This window comes from Neptunitalea lumnitzerae (genome assembly GCF_027924185.1).
GTDB classification, from domain to species: Bacteria; Bacteroidota; Bacteroidia; order Flavobacteriales; family Flavobacteriaceae; genus Neptunitalea; species Neptunitalea lumnitzerae.
In genome coordinates, this window is sequence record NZ_BRVO01000004.1 from 127,971 (window position 1) to 152,037 (window position 24,067).

General features: G+C 35.6%; 15 protein-coding genes. 1 reads left to right on the forward strand and 14 read right to left on the reverse strand.

Translation table 11 applies throughout. The features are described from left to right. Positions 1-39: 39 nt before the first annotated feature. The 11 genes from Y10_RS15395 to ruvB form a co-directional block, all read right to left on the reverse strand. Positions 40-2,163: a gliding motility protein RemB gene (locus tag Y10_RS15395; RefSeq protein WP_281766308.1), complete on the reverse strand. Its 2,124-nt coding sequence runs from the start codon at positions 2,161-2,163 to the stop codon at positions 40-42. Between the two features lie 98 nt (positions 2,164-2,261). Further along, entirely contained in the window at positions 2,262-3,071 is an 810-nt protein-coding gene (locus tag Y10_RS15400) for an energy transducer TonB (RefSeq protein ID WP_281766309.1), read from the reverse strand. A gap of 108 nt (positions 3,072-3,179) precedes the next feature. Then, positions 3,180-3,902: an energy transducer TonB gene (locus Y10_RS15405; protein WP_281766310.1), complete on the reverse strand. Its 723-nt coding sequence runs from the start codon at positions 3,900-3,902 to the stop codon at positions 3,180-3,182. A 58-nt stretch (positions 3,903-3,960) separates the two neighbouring features. Continuing rightward, a complete protein-coding gene (locus tag Y10_RS15410; RefSeq protein WP_281766311.1) occupies positions 3,961-4,263 on the reverse strand; it encodes a VanZ family protein in 303 nt (100 codons plus the stop codon). Between the two features lie 67 nt (positions 4,264-4,330). Next, complete coding sequence (gcvH, locus tag Y10_RS15415; protein WP_281766312.1) at positions 4,331-4,711, reverse strand: glycine cleavage system protein GcvH; 381 nt, start codon at positions 4,709-4,711, stop codon at positions 4,331-4,333. A gap of 67 nt (positions 4,712-4,778) precedes the next feature. Then, positions 4,779-11,975 (reverse strand): T9SS outer membrane translocon Sov/SprA, encoded by a 7,197-nt coding sequence (gene sov, locus Y10_RS15420; RefSeq protein WP_281766313.1) that lies wholly within the window; start codon positions 11,973-11,975, stop codon positions 4,779-4,781. After that, the gene (gene ruvA / locus Y10_RS15425) at positions 11,975-12,556 is read right to left on the reverse strand and encodes a Holliday junction branch migration protein RuvA (protein WP_281766314.1); all 582 of its coding nucleotides are present in this window, start codon (positions 12,554-12,556) and stop codon (positions 11,975-11,977) included. The genes sov and ruvA overlap by 1 nt, the downstream gene beginning before the upstream one ends. A gap of 78 nt (positions 12,557-12,634) precedes the next feature. Beyond that, the gene (locus tag Y10_RS15430) at positions 12,635-14,923 is read right to left on the reverse strand and encodes an NADP-dependent malic enzyme (RefSeq protein ID WP_281766315.1); all 2,289 of its coding nucleotides are present in this window, start codon (positions 14,921-14,923) and stop codon (positions 12,635-12,637) included. A 168-nt stretch (positions 14,924-15,091) separates the two neighbouring features. After that, positions 15,092-16,015 carry a tRNA epoxyqueuosine(34) reductase QueG gene (queG, locus tag Y10_RS15435; RefSeq protein WP_281766316.1) on the reverse strand — a complete coding sequence of 308 codons (924 nt, stop codon included), beginning with the start codon at positions 16,013-16,015 and terminating at the stop codon, positions 15,092-15,094. A 5-nt stretch (positions 16,016-16,020) separates the two neighbouring features. Beyond that, positions 16,021-17,346 carry a cytochrome P450 gene (locus Y10_RS15440; RefSeq protein ID WP_281766438.1) on the reverse strand — a complete coding sequence of 442 codons (1,326 nt, stop codon included), beginning with the start codon at positions 17,344-17,346 and terminating at the stop codon, positions 16,021-16,023. 9 nt (positions 17,347-17,355) lie between these two features. After that, positions 17,356-18,378, reverse strand: coding sequence for a Holliday junction branch migration DNA helicase RuvB (gene ruvB, locus Y10_RS15445; protein ID WP_281766317.1), 1,023 nt, complete (start codon positions 18,376-18,378; stop codon positions 17,356-17,358). Between the two features lie 210 nt (positions 18,379-18,588). Here ruvB and pckA point away from each other — a divergent pair, with 210 nt between their 5' ends. Further along, complete coding sequence (gene pckA, locus Y10_RS15450; protein WP_281766318.1) at positions 18,589-20,184, forward strand: phosphoenolpyruvate carboxykinase (ATP); 1,596 nt, start codon at positions 18,589-18,591, stop codon at positions 20,182-20,184. Positions 20,185-20,269: 85 nt separating this feature from the next. Here the strand turns inward: pckA and Y10_RS15455 are convergent, their stop codons facing one another. The 3 genes from Y10_RS15455 to Y10_RS15465 form a co-directional block, all read right to left on the reverse strand. Further along, entirely contained in the window at positions 20,270-20,977 is a 708-nt protein-coding gene (locus Y10_RS15455) for a ZIP family metal transporter (protein WP_281766319.1), read from the reverse strand. Between the two features lie 118 nt (positions 20,978-21,095). After that, on the reverse strand, positions 21,096-22,877 hold the full coding sequence (locus Y10_RS15460) for a cytochrome c oxidase subunit I (RefSeq protein ID WP_281766320.1): 1,782 nt from the start codon (positions 22,875-22,877) through the stop codon (positions 21,096-21,098). A gap of 35 nt (positions 22,878-22,912) precedes the next feature. Then, the gene (locus Y10_RS15465; protein ID WP_281766321.1) at positions 22,913-24,046 is read right to left on the reverse strand and encodes a cytochrome c oxidase subunit II; all 1,134 of its coding nucleotides are present in this window, start codon (positions 24,044-24,046) and stop codon (positions 22,913-22,915) included. Positions 24,047-24,067: the final 21 nt, after the last annotated feature.

The window sequence follows — 24,067 nt, forward strand, 5'->3', positions numbered from 1 at the left end:
CCCAACACTTTACAGCTTGAGCATCAAATAAAGTCCTTATTAAAAATCGTTATACCAGTTAAACAAATCAGTTCTAAAACCTAAGGTAAACCAAACGGTATTCTGTTTAAAATCTGTTTCAGTAATGGCATTCGGGTCGTAGTTTCTAATCAATATATTTCCGTACAAACGTAGATTAGTCACAGGATTCACTACATAACCTGCTTGTAATTCGGTAATAAAAATAGACGTTTTATTCCCTTGAAGCATTTCAATACCCGTATCTCCTACCCTATCATCATACGATCTGTAGATATTACTTCCGTAACTAAAGGTATCGTCTGCAGTATTAAAATCTAATCCTCTTTGTCCATATGTTATTTTACCATAACCAAACCAACGGTCAAATCTGTAATTAGCCATTGCTATTACCTCTTTAAAGTTTGCTCCCCAAAGGTGCGCCATAGATTGGTTATTGTGTCCGTAGTTATACTCAACCTCTTCATGAGAATAAGTATACGGACGTGCCTGGTTATATTCTAACTGCAACATTAAATCTTTTACATGAAAAGCATCATAATATTTAGCACCTAATTGTAACGCAAATTTGTTAGCCCAGCTTTGCTCTCCACTATTAATGTTACCTACAGACAATTCATCTAACACAAACTGCCCGTACATATTCACACGGTTATTAAACTTATACTTTCCTGTTAAACCAATCAAAGCATTACCAGAACGTGACCCTGCATAAAACTCCATAGCTCTATAAAAAATCAACGGATTCAAATAACTTACATCAAAACCTCTATGGTTATCATCTTTCCAAATTACTGACTCAAAGAAACCTAAATTCAACTTTTTACTCACATTCCAGCTTAAATAATGAGTAGCCATGTATTTAGTTAAATATGCCCCGTCTTCAGTAGCATCTCTCCTTACATCTTTTAACCACATCCACGTATTGGTATACTTAAATTTCCAGAAAGAAGTATTCAATTTTAAAAACGGATACGGACTAGCAACATCACTTGTTATTAACGAACGGTACCCATCACCAATAAAATTTTTACCCTGCCCAAATTGAACATTGAAAAAATCTGTTGGAGAATATGACAAATACGCCTCAGCAACAGGATAATCATAAGCATCTTCACCAAATTCTTTAGCAATACCTCTACCAGGTATTATAGCAGGGTTACCACCATCTGGTGCCATACTCTCTGCATAATCATTAAAATACGAAGCAAACCTACCTTGACTCTCATAAAAGGAAGTATAGAAATTCAGCTTTTTACCAAGTCCACCTTGAATTTGAACCGCTCTTGTATTATTATAAGTACTGGTACTACTGTAGGTGTCTCTTCCTAAACGTAAATCAGCAACTATATCAAAAGCCATCCAATAATCTTCACCGGTCACCGTAGCAAAATGTTCATTCCAAAACTTTTTACCAAACCAAGTTCTTCTATCTTGCATTAGTGAGTTGGTATATTTTTCTAAGTCATAATACTTCTCTACTTCCGTAAACAAAAACGGTTTAGATGCTGTATGAGAATTGGTACCAACAGCATTCATAGCAGGATCAAAAATAGCGTAACGCTGATGATGAAAAGGTACATTCAAATTACTACCAAACTCTTTATTCTGATACGCACTTTTTCTAGAAACACTATCGTATTGAAGTGTAGCCGACGCTTTAGCAAACGGATCTGAAAGCGCTTCTTTTGTTTTTATAGTATCTGCCGCAACAATTTCGGCATATGTTCTACCAGCCCCCTGAGAGAACGGGTATTTAAACGCTATTTTAAATTGTCTAAAAACTGGTCGGCCATTATATATAGAAGGTTTTACATTTGGTAACCCCTCAAACACACGCTCCACCTCATTTTTTAAATCTACATCATCAACATCAGTGTAAAAAACCTTAAATACTCCTTCTTCAGTTACTTCAAACAAAACATTTATCTCAACTCCTTCGACAGGCACTTGATAATCTGATGGTGCAGTAAACAATTTCTTAATCTCTGACAGTAGTGTAGCATTAAAACACGCTTTTTGATCAGCAACAGAATCACACGCTTCAAACACTGGGTAACTCTCAGTGATAACGCTATTGGTAGTTTGAGCAAAACCAAAATTAGCTACTACACACAATAAAAAGATGATTAGATATTTATTCATGGGGCAAAATCCATTTTTTTACAGCCGAAAGATACTATATTTCAAAAAAAATGCACCCATTAAATAAAAAAATCCGCCGAAGCGGAATTTATATTAGATTATTGAATTTTCACTACAATTGGTAACAAATACCTAACAGCCACATTTTTATTCTGAACCTTGCCAGGGGTCATTTGTGGTATTTTTTCTACCACTCTTTGTGCTTCTTTTTCTAAAACATTATAAGGCGCTCTAGTTTTAATATCGTTTACATTACCATTTTCATCAATTTGAAATTGAACTGTAACTCTTTGCACCCCTTCTATACCAAATTCACTAGCATTTCTGGTATCAAAATTTTTAGCCACAATCTGATTTATCTTTTTAGATAAACAATCTGTTTTTTCCTTATTGGTTTTACATTTTTCACACCCAGGAAAAACTGGCACTTCTTGCACCTGCCCAATATCATAAAATTCAGGCGCCTCTACTTCACCATCACCATCAGTATTATGTAAGGTTATTTGTGGCACAGCATCCATTTGGTCATCAGAAGCTAATTGATCTGTAACCTCCTTCACATCTTCCTGATCACTCACCTGCTTAAAGTCATTTAAAAACTTAGGAACATCAACTTCAATTTCAGGTGTTGAAGGCACAGGTGTAGTTTTAGGTTTAGGCTGATCTGGAACCACCTTATAGATTTTGCTCTCTGGTTCTTGAATCAAATGTTCTACTTCAATACTGGCAACATCCTCAGTTTTGGTTTCAAAAGGTATCTGAAACACCCCATAAACCGCCAATAAACTTAAAATCAAGCCAATTTGAAATCTAAAAAAACTGTTTTTTCGTAAGTTTGCATCATGTTTACTTGGTACATGTTCCTTGCCATTGCCGTGGCCGGAACTTTTAAAAGTCTTGTTTTTCATAATGATAAATATTTTAATGTTAATTATCTCACTTAAAACAAGAAGCGTACCAAAACAAAAAAAGTCCGGTAAATACCGGACTTTTTAATTTATATATTTAAAAGAATCTTAGTTCAATTTAAACACGATAGGATAAGCAAATGTTACAGGCGTTGGTTGCCCTCTCTGCTTACCAGGAATCAACTTAGGAAGCGAATTAATAATTCTGTTAGCTTCTTTTTCTAAGTTTTTATCAGGACCTCTAGTACCTAAAACAGTAATAGTACCATCCTTATTAATTCTAAAGTTTACGTAAACTCTACCTTGGATTCCCATCTCACGAGCTATTTCAGGATATTCGAAGTTCTTTCTTACGTGATCATCTAATTTCTCCTTGAAACATTCAGCTTGCTTGTTTTTTGGTTTTTTCTCACACCCAGGGAACATCGGTTTGTCTTCAATTACGGTAAAAGGAACGTCAGCAACAATTACTTCCTCTTCTTCTACTTCTTCGAATTCTTCAACCTCACGGATAACCTCATCTTTGGTTACCTCAGTAGATTTAATTTCTACTTCTTCCACTTCTGCATCATCTTCAACCACCTCAATAACTTCAGGTGCTGGTGGCGGTGGCGGTGGTGGCGGTGGTGGCGGTGCTAACTGCATAGTAATTGGCACTTCCTCATCAAGTTCATTCTGTAGATCCATTGAGTAATCAAAGTCATCAACTTTATCATAAGTTTTATACTCAATAGCAAACCACATAAGTCCTGAAACCAATGCCAAACCAACAGCGAAAAACAGACCTATATTTCTGTTAAGATCGGCTTTTGGGTTTTTCTTAAGTTCCATAATGTTTGTTAAAATTTACGATTGCTAATTTAATTATTTATTTCAATTAAAAAAACCTCTACTTACTGGTTTTCTTAATTATTATCTTCACTAACACAGCAGCAATAACTATGCCAACTGCGTTGCTCAAGATATCAAATAAATCTGCATGCCTAGTTTCTGTAAGTACTTTTTGCAATACTTCTATAATACAACCATACAGAAAATCTATAGCCATAGCTAAAATTAAACTATGTCTTAGATACTTATTCTTTAGCTCTAACTTAATAAATAAATACCATAAAATGGTTCCAATAAAGTGAAAACCTGCATGTACTAATTTATCAAAGTTTTCAATCTCTATCTTAGGAGCATCACTCATATTAAACAAGCTTAAATAAGTAACAAAACTTATCCAGCCTATTAAAGCAATGAGATATTTATTTTTATTAAGCACCAATTAATTCTTTGTAAGCTTCCGGCGTTAATAAATCCTCTACTTCTGAAGCATCAGAAAATTTAATTTTAACCATCCATCCGTTACCATAAGCATCAGAGTTTACCAATTCTGGTTCTTCCTCAAGAGTTTCATTAAACTCAACAATCTCTCCGCTTATAGGCATAAACAAATCAGATACTGTTTTTACTGCTTCTACAGTTCCAAAAACTTCTTCTTTATCCAAAGTTTCATCTACTGTATCTACTTCAACGTATACAATATCTCCTAGCTCACTCTGAGCAAAATCAGTAATACCAACAATAGCAATATCACCTTCTATTTTAACCCATTCATGATCTTTAGAATACTTTAAATCTGCAGGTATGTTCATTTTTTACCAATTAAATTAATCTATTAAAGTGCCAAAAATAACCCTTTATTTTGATTAGAAAAACAAATTAGTTACCAAAATTATACAATATGCTAAAGCCAGATCTAATAGTAGTTTGTGGGTAAGCCGTTGAAATAGCAAACTGAGAAAACGAATGATCATAATAAAACTGTGCATTTATATTTTTAGTAAGCGCATAATCTGCTGTAAACTTTAAAGACCACACAGATTGCCCCGCGGTTACTTCGTTGGTATCTAGGTTCAAATATCTTATTACTGTAATGTTATCACTTAAAGTAACATCTGCCTTTAAGTTAAGATCTCCTGAGAAGGTAGTTTTCTTGCCTCCCATATTAGTGGTTAACCTTAAATCTTTAATTCTATACCCAATACCAAAAACATAATCGTTACCCGATAAATCAGTTAGTAATTGATTATCTAAACTTAATGAAAGTGAACGGTTTTTTCTAAGCTCAGCTGCCATACTAATCGAATTCTTCATCTCAAAATCTACACGTACAAGCGGATTAAACTGATCTACTAAATTCACTGTAGAGTACGCCAATTTACTTTTAAAATCTCCGCCTGCATTGATAGCTTCTGCTGGTTGGTTATCATAAGTCAATCCGTTCAACCCTGGCTCATAGTCCAAATCGGTTGTAAATTGATTTACGGTGTAACTAGATCTATATCCATGAGAAACTGAAAAACGCGTAAACTTCTCTTTAAACCAATCAAATTTCATGAATCCGGTATACTTTAATGTCCATCCCGGAATTGGAATATCTCTAAATGTTCTAAGTTTAATTTTACCAGCACTTGTACCACTATAGGCAGATAAAAATGCAGGCAATAATACCTTCTGACTACTTTTACCAAATCCTTCAGGGTACCCATCTTCATCTACACCGTAATTATTAGGTCCATAGAAATCATCTGCTAAACGTCTTGCTACTATTAATCGGTTCTCTTTAAAATCTTCAAATGCTTGAGAATCTACCTGACCCGCCTTTTCAAATGCCGTAGAAATCATATTATTAGAAATACTAAAATTCCCATATCTGTTTTCTATTTGCATATTGTAATCTAGCGTACCATCTGCATCTAAATCTTCTACTGTAAACGACTCTGCATACGAATCAGAATAAGTTCTGTCTCCCGATAAATTAATTTTCAAATCAGGGATTGGTTCAATTTCAGCAGTAAAGTTCAACGTTTGTGTATTCACCTGTAAAAACTGCTCATTATACTCATCATACGTAGTTAACCAACCTCTTCTAGCGGCTTCATAACGCACATCTGCCTGACTACCAAAAACAAACCCTAAAGTAGGTCTGGTAGTACCAATAAACCCAATACTATTGGTATACCCTGGCAATACCGTACCGTTTGTTTCTTGATAACTAAGATTCATACGTTTCACCATTGTTACCGTGCTTATAAATGCGTCCTTAAAAGCATTTTTCTTCTCCTCAGGATTCTCTTCGCCAGGCGCTTGTGGCGCCCCCGGTCTACCTGCTCTTATACCACCAGCTCTGGTTGGGGTACGTCTACGCTTTTGCGTTTTTAACCCTAAATAACGGTACAAACGCTCCATATTAAACCCAGTATTAAAGGTATGTGTATTAGCGTTCTGCACTACGTTAATATTTTGACCAGATTCTTGCTGTAAAATATCTGATCCACGCTGCCAATCAAAGTCTCCCGTATACTGGTAACTACCATTCATAAACTGTAATACCGGAATTTTATTAAACGGAATGGTATAGTTTACTTTCAGTGATTGCGCATGGTGATTTGGCTCCCCTGTATCCCAGTAATTACTCCAAATATCTTTAGAAGAATCTACCAATTTATTACCCTCCTCATCATACAAGAAATCTCCATTATCATCTGTTAAATAATAATTCTTAACAATATTATTATTAGACGCTGTTAAGTTAAGACTCAACGATTTTGTTAACTGGTGACTAATTGCATATTGCCAATCAAACAAGAAATTTCTAGACTGAATTAAGGTTGGTGGCAAACTTCCTTCTGTTGCTAAAACATCTCTAAATCGTTGCTGATTAAAAGACCTGTTAATACTAGAGGTAACAGAAACATTCTGCGGCAATAAACTCACATTAAAATCTTTTAACCATTGCCAGTACCCACCTGTAAATAACGAATCTGCATTTGCAAAAGGCTCTATATCTAATGGCTGAAAGCTATAAGAATATACCGCCTCTGTACGTACCATTTGATTACGATAAAAAGCAATTTCATAATCGCGGTGATTCACTTCTGTATACGACTGGTTAAAGGTTAAGTTCTCTACATCATAAAAATGAGGTTTCTGTTCTGCCCCTCTATTTTTTCTAACCCCAATAAAGTTTATACTTTCCTTTTTAGTAAAGTCTTGCGATTGCTGTAGTATCTCGTCTTTCTCTGCCTGTGTATCGGCAGCATCAATTCTATCCTGAAGTTTTAAATCTTGATAATATGCATCATACTCAGGGGTTATTAATTCTTCAGAATGACTATAATTGAAAGGTATTTGCAAGCCCCAATTTTTTGGTAATAATTGCCCTAGCTGAACATTACTTACCACAGAAAAGCTTTTGGTATCCTCCATACTTCTTTCAGTAGGTGTATCTTCTATACCTCCAAAACCTATAGTAGTAACTTGCCCTGTTGCAGACACTGTTGCAAAGTCGGCTAAATTAGCATCAAACTGACCTACCGCAGCCCAACCTCCTGAGCTTTCCATTTCAGATAAACGCAATTCATTAAACCAAACCTCACCACATACCGTATTAATATCTGAAGGGTTTTTAAGACCTACCATCAGCACTTGAATATTACCTAAAGACGGATTTCCTTTTATACCATATCTAAACTCTCCGGTATTATAAGGCACACCCTCCGCTACCATATTCAAATCTTCATCATAAAACACCAATTCACTTAAAGAACCATCTGATATTCCTTGCGCTTTCATATCGGTTAATGTTTCCAATACTACCTCCAAGTTATTTTCATCTGGCCACACCAATTCCGCCGTAGAAGATCCTGGTGCAGTTACTTGTAATGGCACATCAATTTGATAAAAGTTCTCGGTAAAATCGGTACCAATTCTAATAAATGCTACCAAATCATTATCATACAACGGCATGTTATTAGCTTCTTCAGCATGTAAGAACATTTTAAGGTTCTTATACTGTCTAAAGTCTACATTTACATTTTTATAAACCCCTCTAGAATCTAAAGGCTCTAAACCGCAAACAGTAAAAGATAAAGATTGTTCATTTTGTCTAACAACCGTATTGTTATTATTCAATTGCTCTCTAATAACCCCCGGAGGCAATACGTAAGGTATTGGCTCTCTGGTTTCATTTTCTTGTATATTAACAGTAGCAACCTCAACAGAAGTTCCATCATCAGCAGGATCATCTTCGTTCGTTTCAAGTGTATTACTGTAGGTTCTCCAATCTCCTCTAACTAAATCTAAGGTACCAAAACGTAACACTACGTTATTATTAAAACCAGTTAAGAACATACGCAAGTGCGTAATAGAAGTAAAATCTTCAATACCTCCAATAGAACTAGTTGGGGTATCTAACGGAATTTTATACTGAATCCAACGAACTGTATACGAATTACTATTAGGCGTTTCCACTTGCACCTCTCTAATATCGGTTACATATTGGTCGTTTACTGTTAAGTTAGGCCTTACAGGTACACGGTACTCAAAATAACTATTAACCGTGTTCATAGTAAAATCGCGGTTTACATCTTCTACATCTGGTAAGGTAGTAGACCCTTGGTTATCTCCCGTACTTACCGGTGAATTTCCTTGCGACCCATTATATCTATAATAACGTTGTTGAATACCTCCATCTGCATTCAAATAATACTGGTAGTTATCCTGCGCCGGGTCATCTGGGTTTAATGCTGCGTTGTTAGGATAATACCCTGCTTCTTCTGCATCTGTTAAACCATCAAAACCAACATCTTGCGCCGTTCTTGCTCCTTCATCGTCATCAAAAGCATATACTAACGAGGTAGTTTGTGGTACTTTACCCCAACTAGTAGTAGTTTCTAAACCATCATTTAAACCATTCTCGTATTGCTTTCTACCATCTTTTAAAACATCCTCAGAAATTTGCCCCATGTTAAATACTAGCTCTCCATCTTCACCAGACAATACACCATCTTGGTAATATGGGTCTAACACCCAAAACTGAATAAACTCTACGTTTGACTGTTCAAAATTAGTAGTAGAAACCGGACGTATAATACCTCCAAACTTATCGTCTGCATTTACAGTTGAAAACGTTGGGTTATCATTATAAGCTCCTTTTACTTGTGGGTAGTATGCTAAATCTAGCGTAGCCTGTACAGTAGTTTGTCCTTGAGAAACATCTTGTTCAGGAAAAATCTCATCTATATATACCCTACGCGTAGAATTTAATGAAAGATCATCGTTTGTAATTCCGGTAGGACGCTGATTGGTATAGAAAATAGGATCAATAGTATACCAGTTTAACTTAGCTCTTTTATACCCTGCGGCAATATCATCATTATTTAACTCACCTCCATAATTTACAGGCGGACTGGCTAACGACCAAGATAAAGCTCCACTAATATCTATTGCAGTTTGTGCTCCTTCAAAATCATCAATATAAGCTGTAGTTTCTCCTTCAAAATCAGCATTTTTGTTAGTTCCTGCTTTTAAATAAGCAAACTCACCACGAACCGAAATTCTAGAAGGCACATCTGTGTCTACATTCGGCAACTTATTTACCAACCTAGTTAAAAACGGAACCTCTGTAGCATACGTAGCATTTAACCCATAAATGGTATTATTTACAGATTCTTGCCCGTAATTTGTTTTTTGTGTTAAAGGTCTTTCAGACATATTAATTAAGGTACCCCCAATAATAAAGTCGTCATTAAACTTATGCTCCACATTAACCCCTGAAAAACGTCTTGTTTGCTGCCCAAATAAAGAGTTATTCTCTACCGTAGCATTAATAGTAGCATTAGAAGCTTCTAAGGTAGGGTCTAATATTTGCACCGTACCGGCCTGATAGTTTACCGTATAGTCAATACCCTCTGTTAACGTTCTACCATCTGCTGTAACAGTAACAGACCCTCTAGGCACATTATACGCCCCAAGTTGAATATCAGAAGAACCACCCTCAGACTTATATCTACCTTTTAATACAAACTTATTCTTCTCTGCATCTTCAGTTGCATTAGCCTTTGTTTTCTTATACATTTCCCTAAACACGTACTTCTCTTGGTTAGGGTTTAAACTAGTCTCGTAACTTACATCATCATCATAATAAATACCTCCACCTAAAAGATCATATAAATACTCTCCAAAAGGCTCTACTTTGGTAAATATTATTTTTCCTTTTTGCTGATCAATGGTCAATCCATCATAAAAATCGAAGAAACCATCACCACCGGTTTGCACATCGCCATAAACATTTAAGCGGTCTACCCCAAAAACGTTTAGTAACGATCTTTGTTCTAGCCCAGCTGGCCATGTAGTATCATCTACTGAAGAAATATAGTTTACAGAAGAAGGATCTGTATATAAAATACTCATTCTAAAATCGTCTGGAGAAATATTGTATGCCCCTGTAGAATACACGTTCTTCATCATAATATCCCAGATAGGATCTTTTACTCTGGTAATATTACTCTTTAACATTTTTACCACCAATGCATTATTGGTTACCACTATATTCCCATCGGTATCTGTTTGAGAATCGGTAGCACTTACCCCATCACTTGCAAATTCACCTACCTGATACACTTGCCCTTGGTAAGTATACTGGAAAGCTACAGCTAACACCTCATCATTAGACAAAGATTGACTTAAGGAAATATATCCTAACTGCTGATTAAATGTATAATCTTGATTTCTAACTAACTTTTGAGCACTCTCTAAAATACCATAATCTAGCCCTTGAGACACATAGGGTTGTAAAGCCCCAAAACCATTAGAAGCCGTTGCCGTTTCTCTAACCGCATTGGTTAACACAGAAGAACCTCCTATTTGAGTAGGGTCATAATCATTCGCGTTGTTACGCGGTAAAGCATTAGGCCCTGTTGAATTGGTATTAAAGAATCCTGAATACGGATAGTTTTGACGCTCAAAACGGGTATTATCATCATCAGACTGATATTCACCTAAATCCTGAATAGCTACTATGTTTCTAACATTATCAGTAGACTGTCCGCGGTTAGTTACCCAAACCTCAATATTTGTAATTTGAATTCCCCCTCGTATAAAAGGATATAATTCTGCATTGTAGTCATATACATCTCGAAAGTACTGAGCTAAGAAAAAGTGCTTATTAGCTTCATACTCTAAGGCTCTTAACTCAAACTCATTAATAGTACCACCACCTTGAGAGGTAACACTTTTAGTTTCTGAGCGCTGTTCAGAAAACACCCCTGTAATAGTAGTACCTCCAAATTGAAGTTGTGTTTTAACCCCAAATAAACTTTGCGCACCAGAAATTAACTGGTTACTTAAAGGCATACTAACATTACCTACTTCTATACTACGTATAATAGCATCTTCATTAGGTGTATACTCTAGCTTAATAAGATTCTGAAAATCAAAGGTAGCCTCGGTATCGTAATTTGCATTTACATTTAAGTTTTCACCTACTTTACCTTGTAGTGCTACTCTAATCTGTTGATCAAAATCAAAACTTAGCGAACTTCTGTTTCTTGGTGAAACCGAAGGATTATCTGTTTTTTGGTAACGGATACCCAAATTGATACCCACACTACCCTGAGGCACTACTGTAATTGTATTACCACCAAATATAGATTCAAAAAAACTATTATTTACGTAAAAACTAGGAAGTAAATTTTTCTGTGCTTCTTCTCCGTCTTGGGTTTTACCATCAACAGCACTAATTTTTTCTTTAAAATAATCACGCATACTCTCCTGCAATACCAAATCTTGATACTGCTCAGGTGTTAACACTACTGGGTATGACACATTATAATCTCCTACAGTTTGGTTATAAATATACATATTCAACGTTGGGTTGTATGTATATTTACCAACTACACTCCCAGGGTCTGGGAGTTCAATTTCTCCGGTTGCATAACCCACCGATGTATTATTTCCATCATCATCTTGGGCATATAGGGTTCCGCTAACACAAAACAATAAGACCCAAAAAGTAATTTTAAAATAGTTGCGCGACACTAAGTTAGTTAAATGGTTAGTATAGTTGTTAGTCATTATAATCTTTTAAGTGCTTCTTTAATAATTGCTTCAACACTTAGTTCTGAGTTCTCTGATACAATTCTCTGGACCACTTTCTCAGCTTGCTTTCTTAAAAAACCAAGAACCTCTAATGCAGATAACGCCTCATCTTTATTGGTATTGCCCATTGAAATGTTAATATCTTCAATTTCACCAATTTTAAGTACCTTGTCTTTTAAATCTAGTATTACACGTTGGGCTGTTTTGGCTCCTATTCCTTTTACAGATTGAATAGCAGAAACATTGCCTGTTGCAATAGCTGTAGACACTTCTTTAGGTGTTAAAGAGGAGAGCATGGTTCTGGCAATTCCAGGACCAATACCCGATACAGAAATGAGTAGTCTGAAAATTTCACGTTCTACTTTGGTGTAAAAACCATATAACGTGTGTCCATCTTCTTTAATTTGGAGATGTGTAAATAATTTTAACTGTTCTCCTTCCCCTATACTAGAATAGGTATTTAGGGATATATTAATAAAATATCCAACCCCGTGGCAGTCTATGACCACATAGGTTGGATTTTTTTCGGTTAACTTTCCGTTTATATGAGTTATCATCGTTAGATCAAAATGCTGAACCCCAAATGTAATAAAATTATTTACAAAGCTTTTGAACTTTACATCAAGAGCACATTTTTACTTTGAAGCGAATGCCTTTTCTTTTTCCTGCGCATCTACCACAGCAATAGCAGCCATATTTACCATTTCATTTACGCTTGCCCCCAACTGAAATATGTGCACCGGTTTATTTAACCCTATGAGCATTGGCCCTATAGATTCTGCACCGTTTAACTCTTTCATTACCTTATAGGTAATATTGGCAGCATCTAAATTTGGAAAAATAAACGTATTCACTTTTTTACCTGCCAGTTTAGAAAAAGGAAACTTGTCTTGCATCATTTTTTGGTTCAATGCAAAATCTGACTGCACTTCCCCGTCTATAATTAAATCAGGGAAATTATTATGCAAATCTGCTACTGCTTTATTTAGCTTGTCTGCAGATTCGTTATGAGAAGAACCAAAGTTAGAATAAGACAACATAGCCATTACAGGTTCTAAGCCAAACATTTTCACTACACGAGACGTCATCACTGCAATTTGCACCAACTCTTCTGCATTTGGGTTAATATTAATAGCTGTATCTGCTAAAAACATCGGACCTCTATCAGTAAGCATTAGGTTTGCTGCAGCAACAATATGATCTCCTTTCGCCTTTCCTATCAATTCCAATACAGGTTTTACTACTGAAGGATAACTTCTTGAATACCCTGTAACCATAGCATCAGCATCGCCTTCATTTACCATGAGCGAAGAAAAGTATATACGCTCTCTCATTCTTCGTCTAGCTTCATACAAGGTTATCCCCTTACGTTTTCTAGACTCCCAGAATTTCTGTGCATATTTTTCTATTAAATCTAATCGGTCATCGGTTTTAGGGTCAATAATTTCAACATCAGCATCAAACTCCAATTCTGCCATCAATTCTAAAATTCTATTCTTATCTCCTAGTAGAATTGGTACTCCAATACCTTCATCATTTACAATTTGAGCTGCTTTTAATACATCTAAATGATCCGCTTCTCCAAAAACAATCTTTTTAGGATTTGCTTTAGCTCTGTTATGAAGCATACGCACAAGCTTATGATCGTTCCCTAAACGCTCTAACAACTCCTCTTCATATTTCTCCCAATCGGTAATTTCATCGGTTGCCACACCACTTTCCATTGCAGCTTTTGCTACTGCTGGTGGTATTTTAGCAATTAACCTAGGATCAAAAGGTTTAGGAATAATATAATCTCTACTAAAAGTCATACGGGTTTCTCCGTAGGCTATATTCACTTGTTCAGGCACTGGTTCTTTAGCCAATTCAGCCAAGGCTTTTACAGCTGCCATTTTCATTTCCTCATTAATTTTAGTAGCCTTTACATCTAAAGCGCCTCTAAAAATAAAAGGGAAACCTAATACGTTATTCACCTGATTAGGATGATCAGATCTTCCCGTAGCCATAATAATATCTTTACGCGTAGCTACTGCTAAATCATAATCAATTTCAGGATTAGGGTTTGCCATAGCAAACACAATAGGATTCTCCACCATAGACGTTAGCATTTCAGGAGAAACAATATCGGCTACAGATAAACCAATAAACACATCGGCATCTACCATAGCTTCCTCTAGCGTATCTATTTTTCTATCGGTAGCAAATTCTAATTTTTCAGCAGTAAGGTTTTCACGGTCTTTACGAATAACCCCTTTACTATCTAACATTACAATATTATCTCCATTAGCTCCAAACGCCTTATACAAACGTGTACAAGACACAGCAGCAGCCCCTGCTCCACTTATAACAATCTTTATCTCTTCCATTTTCTTCCCTGCAATCTCAACCGCATTTAACAAGGCTGCTGCCGAAATAATTGCAGTACCATGTTGGTCGTCATGCATTACAGGAATATCTAACTCTTCTTTTAACCTTCTTTCTATTTCAAAAGCTTCAGGAGCTTTAATGTCTTCTAGGTTAATTCCTCCAAAAGTAGGCGCTATCGTTTTAACGGTTTCAACAAACTTATCTACATCTTTTGTATCTAGCTCTATATCTATTCCGTCTATATCAGCAAAAATTTTAAAAAGTAATCCTTTACCCTCCATTACTGGCTTAGCAGCCTCCGGACCAATATCACCAAGACCTAGCACTGCTGTTCCGTTAGAAATAACAGCTACTAAATTACCCTTAGCAGTATACTTGTATACATTTTTGGTATCCTTATGAATTTCAAGACACGGTTCTGCTACTCCTGGTGAGTATGCCAAAGAAAGGTCTCTTTGTGTAGTATATGGTTTGGTTGGTACTATTTTTATTTTTCCTGGCTGTGGTTTTGCGTGGTAAACCAAAGCTTCTCTTCTCCTACTTTGTTTTTTTGTCATATTATATTTTTTAAGCAAGCCTAACAAATATACAAGTATTGGTAAAAAAAGTCTTATAAATTTTACAAATGAACAATACTTTAACCCTTAATTTGACAAATATCATATTAACACAATCGAAATTGTAAGAAAATGAAAAAATCAGATTACATCTGTAAACAAATAGTTTTACTTAAGAAACTCAATATTCCTTTTCAAACCAACGTATTTAGTACGTTTTACAGCAGACTTTTTAAACACCTTACTAAAGGTTTCTTGGGTAAGTTCTTCCCAATCTTTATAAGTCATTTCCAAAAGATCAGGATGCGGGTTAAACAATGGTTCATTATGCGGTTTTGAAAAACGATTCCAGGGACACACATCCTGGCAAACGTCACAGCCAAACATCCAATCATCTGTTTTACCCTTAAATTCAGTCGGAATATTATCTTTCAACTCAATAGTTAAATAAGAAATGCATTTACTACCATCTACCACATAAGGTCCCACAATAGCCTCGGTAGGGCATGCATCTATGCAAGCAGTGCAACTACCACAATGGTCTGTAGTTGGGGCATCATATACCAATGGCAGATCTATAATAAGTTCTGCTATAAAGAAAAAAGATCCTGTTTGTTTGGCTAACAAATTAGAGTGCTTACCTATCCAGCCCAAACCACTCTTAGCCGCCCAAGCTTTATCTAACACCGGTGCCGAATCTACAAATGCTCTACCGTTTACTTCTCCTATCTCCTCTTGAATAGCTTCTAAAAGTGTTTTCAATTTATCTTTTATCACAAAATGATAATCGGTACCATACGCATATTTAGAAAGTTTAGGTGCATTTTCTGTTTGCATTTCTGAAGGGTAATAATTTAGTAATAAAGATATCACTGATTTTGCATCATCTACCAACAAACGCGGGTCTAAACGTTTATCAAAATGATTTTCCATGTAATGCATTTTCCCATGCCTACCATCGTTCAACCATTTTTCTAATCGCGGTGCTTCCTCTTCTAAAAAGGTAGCTTTAGAGATACCACAAGCCAAAAACCCAAGCTCCTTTGCTTTGGTTTTAATAAAGTCTGTATATCTAATAGTGGTAGCCTCCAAAAAAATTATCGCGTTTTAAAATGCAAGATAGCATTCTTAGGCTTTAAGGTAATCAACGGTAAAATTTCAATAGGGGTACCTTTTGCTTCTATTTTAAAACGTTTTAAGAGTTCTGTAACTGCTAACACCATTTCAAACATGGCAAAATTATTACCAATACATTTACGAGGCCCTGCACCAAACGGATAATAGGCACCATTGCTCAGTACTGTTGCATCCTCAAAACGTTCGGGTTTAAACATTAGCGGGTCTTCCCAAAAAGCTGCACTCCTATGAATTTCGTAAACCGACATTAATATATTTGCACCAGCAGGTATACGAATATCATTATATACATCATCCTCTAAACAAACCCTATCTATAAAATATACTGGTGGGTACAAACGCATCACTTCATTAATTACAGCATTTGCATAAGTACCCTGCTGAATACTGCTCATGAGATCTAAAGAAGCGTTTTCTTGCACCTCCTTAGCTAACTTCTCTTGAACACCTTGGTTTCTTGCCATTAATTCACAGAAAAACGTAAGCGCATTAGAAGTAGTCTCATGCCCTGCAATAAATAATATTAATATTTCATCTATTAATTGTTCCTCTTCCATAACACCACCATCTTCATAGGTAGCCTCCAATAGCATATCTAGTAAATCGCCATAGCGTTTCCCTTCATCCCTTCTTTCAGCAACAATTTGTTTTAAGATGGTTCTAGCCTGGTGAGCATAGGCAACATTTCGCTCTATCTTGCCCGTTAACTTAAACCACCATGCTTTATAAGGTTGACGCAATTCCGACACTAACATTTTTTGGGCTGTTTCCGTAATTTCCTGAAGATTGTTAATATCATCAGAATTAGCAGCACCACTAAATAAAGCCTTAACTACGGTTTGAAAAGCCAAATCGTTAAGGATAGGAAAAATATCTATAGGATTTTCTACAGTAATTTTATCTATTTCGGCAACTATCGCTTTTTGTACTGTTTCTAATAAGCGTACCAGATGTTTTTTATGAAAAGCAGGCTGAATCAACTTTCGTTGTTTTCGCCAATGTTCACCATTGGTGGTTAACAACCCATAGCCAACATACTTAGCTAAATCATCGGTTTGTATGCTAGACTTATAAAAGTTCTTTTGGTTTTTCTGCAATACATACCTAGTTAACCCTGCATCTCTTGAAAACAATAACGAGGTTTTATTCCCTATTTTCAATCGAAACGTATCTCCCAGTCTTTTAAAATTAGCCTGATGAAATGGCAACGGATTTTTAAGAATCTGTGCTGCATTTCTTAAAAACCGAAAGGTAGAAACGGTAGGTATTTCTTTTTGCAAACTCATCATAAGGTATTAGAACAATCCGCCTTGTATATTCCCTTTCACTCTCCCTAGGTGCTTATAAGCTAACTCTGTTACCTCTCTTCCCCTTGGGGTTCTAATAATAAAGCCTTGTTGAATTAAAAAAGGTTCGTATACCTCTTCTATGGTTTCGGCACTATCAGAAACAGCCGTAGCCAATGTGGTAATACCTACAGGCCCGCCTTTAAACTTATCTATAATGGTAGTTAATATTTTATTATCCATTTCATCTAAGCCATGCGCATCTACATTTAATGCTTTCAAGGCATATTTAGAAATTTCTATGTCTATAGACCCATTACCTTTTATTTGAGCAAAGTCTCTAACTCTACGTAGTAATGCATTTGCAATACGAGGTGTACCTCTACTTCTTCCAGCAATTTCTATAGCCGCCTCCATACTAATAGGTACTCTTAAAATACTAGAGCTACGCTGTACAATATCTGCTAAAAGTTCGGTAGAATAATATTGTAACCTACTCTGAATACCAAAACGAGCACGCATAGGTGCTGTAAGTAACCCAGAACGTGTGGTGGCACCTACCAATGTAAACGGATTCAAATTAATTTGTACGGTTCTAGCATTAGGCCCCGATTCTAACATAATATCTATCTTAAAATCTTCCATGGCAGAATATAAATATTCTTCTACAATAGGACTCAATCTATGAATCTCGTCTATAAATAAAATATCTCTTTCATCTAAATTGGTTAATAACCCAGCTAAATCACCTGGTTTATCTAACACAGGGCCCGAAGTTATTTTAATTCCTACCTCTAATTCATTAGCTAAAATATTTGCCAAAGTAGTTTTACCTAGTCCCGGAGGTCCATGAAATAAGGTATGATCTAAAGCTTCGCCACGTAAATTGGCTGCCTTTACAAAAATCTCTAAATTTTCTAACACCGATGCTTGTCCTGTAAAATCGTTAAAAGACAACGGTCTAAGTGCTTTTTCTATATCTATTTCTTCAGAAGAAAAGTTAGATTTCTCAGGATCTAAGTGACTATTCATAAAATTATTGCTTAATTTAGAGGAAAATATTTACACAAACATAACCCTCCTTTAGCAAAGATACTAAAAGTAAAGTCATAATATTATAGGAATAAAAATAGCACCAACCGATGATAATTGTCATGTGTGTTATTAAAAAAAAGGATGACTTTTACAGTGTAATAAAAACAGAATTAAAAATTAATTACTAACTACATAAAATTAATTAAAATGGGATTTAATCTTAAGCAATACGGAATTGAGGTAGAGACTATCTTTAGAAACAGTAGTGTACCAGTTTTATATGAACTAGGTTTGAGATTGGAAAAAGGAACTGCGATATCTGACGTAGGAGCCTTGATGACTTACTCTGGTGAAAAAACCGGAAGAAGCCCTAAAGATAAAAGAGTTGTTAAACATCCAGAGTCTGAAAACAACATCGACTGGGGTAAAATTAACATCGCTTTAGAAGAAAGAGTTTTCATGCTAAACCACGAAAGAGCAATTGACTACTTAAACATTAAAGAACACTTATACGTAGTTGACGCCTTTGCAGGTTGGGATCCAAAATATAGACTAAAAGTTCGTATTATTTGTACAAGAGCATACCACGCATTATTTATGCAAAACATGCTTATTATGCCAACAGAAGAAGAGTTAGCTAACTTTGGTGAGCCAGATTACGTAGTATTCAACGCTGGTGGATTTAAAGCTAACAGCTATACTACAGGTATGACTTCTAAAACTTCTGTAGATGTATCTTTAGAAAGAAAAGAAATTGTAATCTTAGGTACTGAGTATGCAGGTGAAATGAAAAAAGGTATCTTCGGTATCATGAACTACTTAATGCCATTAGAAGGTGTTATGCCAATGCACTGTTCTGCTAACGTAGGTGAAGAAGGAGATGTTACCGTATTATTCGGATTATCTGGTACTGGTAAAACAACTTTAAGTGCTGACCCTAAACGTAAATTAATCGGTGATGATGAGCACTGCTGGACAGACGAAGGTACTTTCAACATTGAAGGTGGATGTTATGCAAAAGCTATCGACTTATCTGCTGAAAAAGAACCAGACATCTTTAACGCTATCAAGTTTGGTACTGTATTAGAAAACGTAGTTTATGATGAAGCTACAAGAACAGTAGATTACACAGATGTTTCTATCACTCAAAACACTAGAGCATCTTACCCAATCAACTATATTGAAAATGCACAGATTCCTTGTGTTGCTGGTCAACCTAAGAACATCATTTTCTTAACTTGTGACGCATTTGGTGTACTTCCTCCAGTAAGTAAACTAACTCCAGAGCAAGCTAGTTACCACTTTATCTCAGGATATACTGCTAAAGTTGCAGGTACTGAAATGGGAGTAACTGAACCAGAAGCTACATTTAGCGCATGTTTCGGAGCTGCTTTCATGATGTGGCACCCTAACAAATACGCTGAGTTATTAGCTGAGAAAATTAAAAAACACGGTGTTACTGCTTGGTTAGTGAACACTGGATGGACTGGTGGAGCTTACGGTGTAGGTAACAGAATGAAATTGAAATATACTCGTTCAATGATTGACGGTATCCACAGTGGAGCTTTTGATAATGTAGAGTACGTTAAAGATGCTAGCTTCGGATTTGAAATCCCAACAAGCTGTCCTGATGTACCATCTGAAATCTTAGTACCAGAAAACACTTGGTCTGATAAAGCTGCTTACGCTAAAACTAAAGCTAAATTAGTTTCTTTATTCCAGAAAAACTTTGAGCAATTTGCTGATGGTGTGAATGAGGAAATCACAGCTGCAGGTCCAAAATCTGACTTAGTAGACGCTTAATCAATAGAATTATAAATAAGATTGAAGTATAAGTTGTGTTAAAAATCAATCGCCTAAAGCCCTCCTTCATAAGGAGGGCTTTTTGTTATATAACCATTTCACCTACTACACCAACCAAAAAGCCAGCAATAGCACCCAGCGAAGTAATATAATTTTTAGAAAGCTTACTCTCTGGTATGATATCTTGAATAAGCAAATAGAGTATACCTCCACCAGAAAAGGTCATTAAAACGTCTCTAAAGTAGCTATGCTCGGCTAATAGATAATGCCCGCCTAACGCACCAACTACCCCACAAAAACTCAAAAAGAAAAATATTATTAATACCTTTTTTGTAGTATAACCACTCAGTACCAAATCTCGAAACGAGTTAAAAGCCTCGGGTAAATTCTGTAAACCAATAAACACCGCTAACAACATAGCCATTTTCACATCTAATGCAAAGGTGGCACCTAACGCAATAGACTCTGGTATAAAATCCATCATCATGGCTAATAAAGTAGCTGTCTGCCCTCCTTTCTTAGCTAGATACCTGTCTAACCACATAAATAATAAAGCCCCAAACATAAACACAACTGCAAATACTCCAACTGATAAACCTTCCATACCTGTTGGTACTAAAACTAATGCTACTGCCGATAACATAATACCAGCACCAAAAGACATTAGTCCGTGAATAATTTCATACTTTACAGGCTTCTCTTTTACATGATGATTAAACACATTAGCCAACACACCACCCACAAACACCGTGATACCAGATAACAACGCAAACAAAACCATTTTTAAAATCATACCTCAAGCTTAATTAAAGATTAGTAACATCCGTATACCAAATTACACAAATACTATACAAACAAAAAAAAGGGCTTTCTAAAATTAGAAAGCCCTTTTTTATAATATATAATAGTTTTTAGTGGTTCGAATCTTCTTCCCCGTCTATTAATGGAACCGTTTGTGGAACGAAATCCTGACCTGGGATAATATATTCTCCATCTTCTCTTAACTTACTATAGTCATAAGCCCATCTGTGAACCTCTGGAATAGCACCTGGCCAGTTACCATGTAAATGCTCAACAGGAGTTGTCCATTCTAATGTGTTAGACTTCCAAGGGTTTTGAGTTGCAGGAGCACCATAGAACATACTTCTAAAGAAGTTGTATAAGAATATTAACTGAGCAAAACCAGCTATAATAGCAAATACAGTAATTACTACTTGTGTATCTTGTAACTCATCAAATAATGGGAAATTTGTATAATCATAATAACGTCTTGGTACACCAGCTAACCCTACAAAGTGCATTGGGAAGAATACCCCATAAGCAGCAACTGCAGTAATCCAAAAGTGTAAATACCCTAAGTTTTTATTTAACATTCTTCCAAACATTTTAGGGTACCAGTGGTAAATACCAGCAAACATACCATATAAAGAAGAAATACCCATTACTAAGTGGAAGTGAGCCACTACGAAATATGTATCGTGAACGTTAATATCTAATGTACTATCTCCTAAAATAATACCAGTTAAACCACCAGTAATAAAAGTAGATACTAAACCAATAGAAAATAACATTGCAGGGTTCATTTGTAAGTTACCTTTCCAAATAGTAGTAATGTAGTTAAATGCTTTAACTGCAGATGGAATTGCAATTAATAATGTAGTAAAGGTAAACACAGACCCTAAGAATGGGTTCATACCAGACACGAACATATGGTGACCCCATACAATTGTAGAAAGGAATGCGATACCTAAAATAGATAATATCATAGCTCTGTAACCAAAGATAGGTTTACGAGAGTTTGTTGCAATAATTTCAGAAGTAATACCTAATGCAGGTAATAATACAATATATACCTCTGGGTGACCTAAGAACCAAAATAAGTGCTCATATAATACTGGAGAACCACCTTGATAATGTAAAACTTCACCACCAATAAAAATATCTGACAAGAAGAATGAAGTACCAAAACTTCTATCCATTATTAATAATAATGCTGCAGATAATAATACAGGGAAAGAAACAACACCAATAACAGCAGTAATAAATAACGCCCAAATAGTTAAAGGAAGTCTAGTCATAGTCATTCCTTTAGTACGTAAGTTAATAACTGTTACAATATAGTTTAATGACCCCATTAAAGAAGAAGCAATAAATATTGCCATAGACACTAACCATAATGTCATACCTAAACCAGAACCAGGTTGTGCTGCTGCTAAAGCACTTAAAGGAGGATAGATTGTCCACCCAGCAGCTGCAGGACCAGCTTCAATAAACAATGAAGACACCATGATGATACTTGATAAAAAGAACATCCAATAAGAAAGCATGTTCATAAAACCAGAAGCCATATCACGAGCTCCAATTTGTAATGGAATTAATAAGTTACTAAAAGTACCACTTAAACCCTGTGTTAATACAAAGAATACCATAATAGTACCGTGAATAGTAACCAATGCTAAGTAGATGTTTGCATCCATAACACCTTCTGGTGCCCATTTACCTAGTAATACTTCAAAAATTTTGAAGGATTCACCTGGCCATGCTAATTGCATTCTAAATAGCAACGACATTCCAATACCTATAACACCCATTAACAAACCGGTGATAAGGAATTGTTTAGAAATCATTTTATGATCCTGACTAAAGATGTACTTTGTTATAAAAGTTTCTTTATGATGTGCGTGTCCTGACATGATTTATTTTCTTTCAGTTAAATTTTAATATCTTACTAATTAACTCCTATAATTTTAGCTTCTTCATCAGAAACTAATTCTACTTGAGCAACTGCTTCAGTGGTTTCGGTTTTGGTATCTTCTTTACCCATTGATGCAGCAAATGTTTTTTGTTCGCTCAACCAAGCATTGTATTCTTCCTCAGTCTCTACCACTATTCTCATTTGCATGTTATAGTGAGACTGACCACAAATTTTATTACATAATAATAAATAGTCAAACTCGTATGGATCAGCATCCATTCCTTTAGCTCTCTTCTCTGCTCTAATTTCGTTAATGGTATTCACTTTTTCAACAATTCCATCATCTACACGCATTTCCTCAGTAGTAACTGTAGGTGTAAACGCAAATTGTGTAATCATACCAGGAACACAGTTCATTTGAGCTCTAAAGTGAGGCATATAAGCAGAGTGTAAAACATCTTGAGAACGCATTTTAAATAACACCTTCTTACCTACAGGTAAATGTAACTCTGTTGTAATTTTATCATCTTGTGCATATGGGTCAGACTCATCAATACCTAAAACATTTGCTTTAGCAATATCAATTAATCTAACATTAGCATCACCTAATACATTATCCGCTCCAGCATATCTTGCTTTCCAGTTAAATTGTTGAGCATATAACTCAATAACTATCGGATCCTCATCTTCATCAATACTAGTAATACTTACCCAGTTGTATAAACCGTATAAGATTAAACCAGCTAATGTTAACGCAGGAATGATAGACCAAATAACCTCTAATTTATTATTGTGAGCCAAGAACATAGCCTTTTTACCTTCTTCTCCTCTGTATTTAAAAGCAAAGTAGTGTAATAAAGCCTGAGTGATGAACTGAACAATAAAAATTAAAACAAACGATATTGCCATTAAATTATCATAATCTTCACCGTGTGCAGAAGCAGGAGTTCCTAATAAGAAACTACCCCATTTCCACATAGAGAAAATCATTAAAATGTAAAGGAATACCAAGAAAGCAAACATTAAATAACCATTCAATTTGTTATCCTTGTCATTTGCTACTTGCGAATTATCTGCATTTACCTGAGATAATTCGAAAATTTTAGTCATTTGCCATACTGCAATGGCAACTAATATTAAAACTATTATAGCTAAAAAAGTAGTCATTATATATTTTGTTTACTTGAT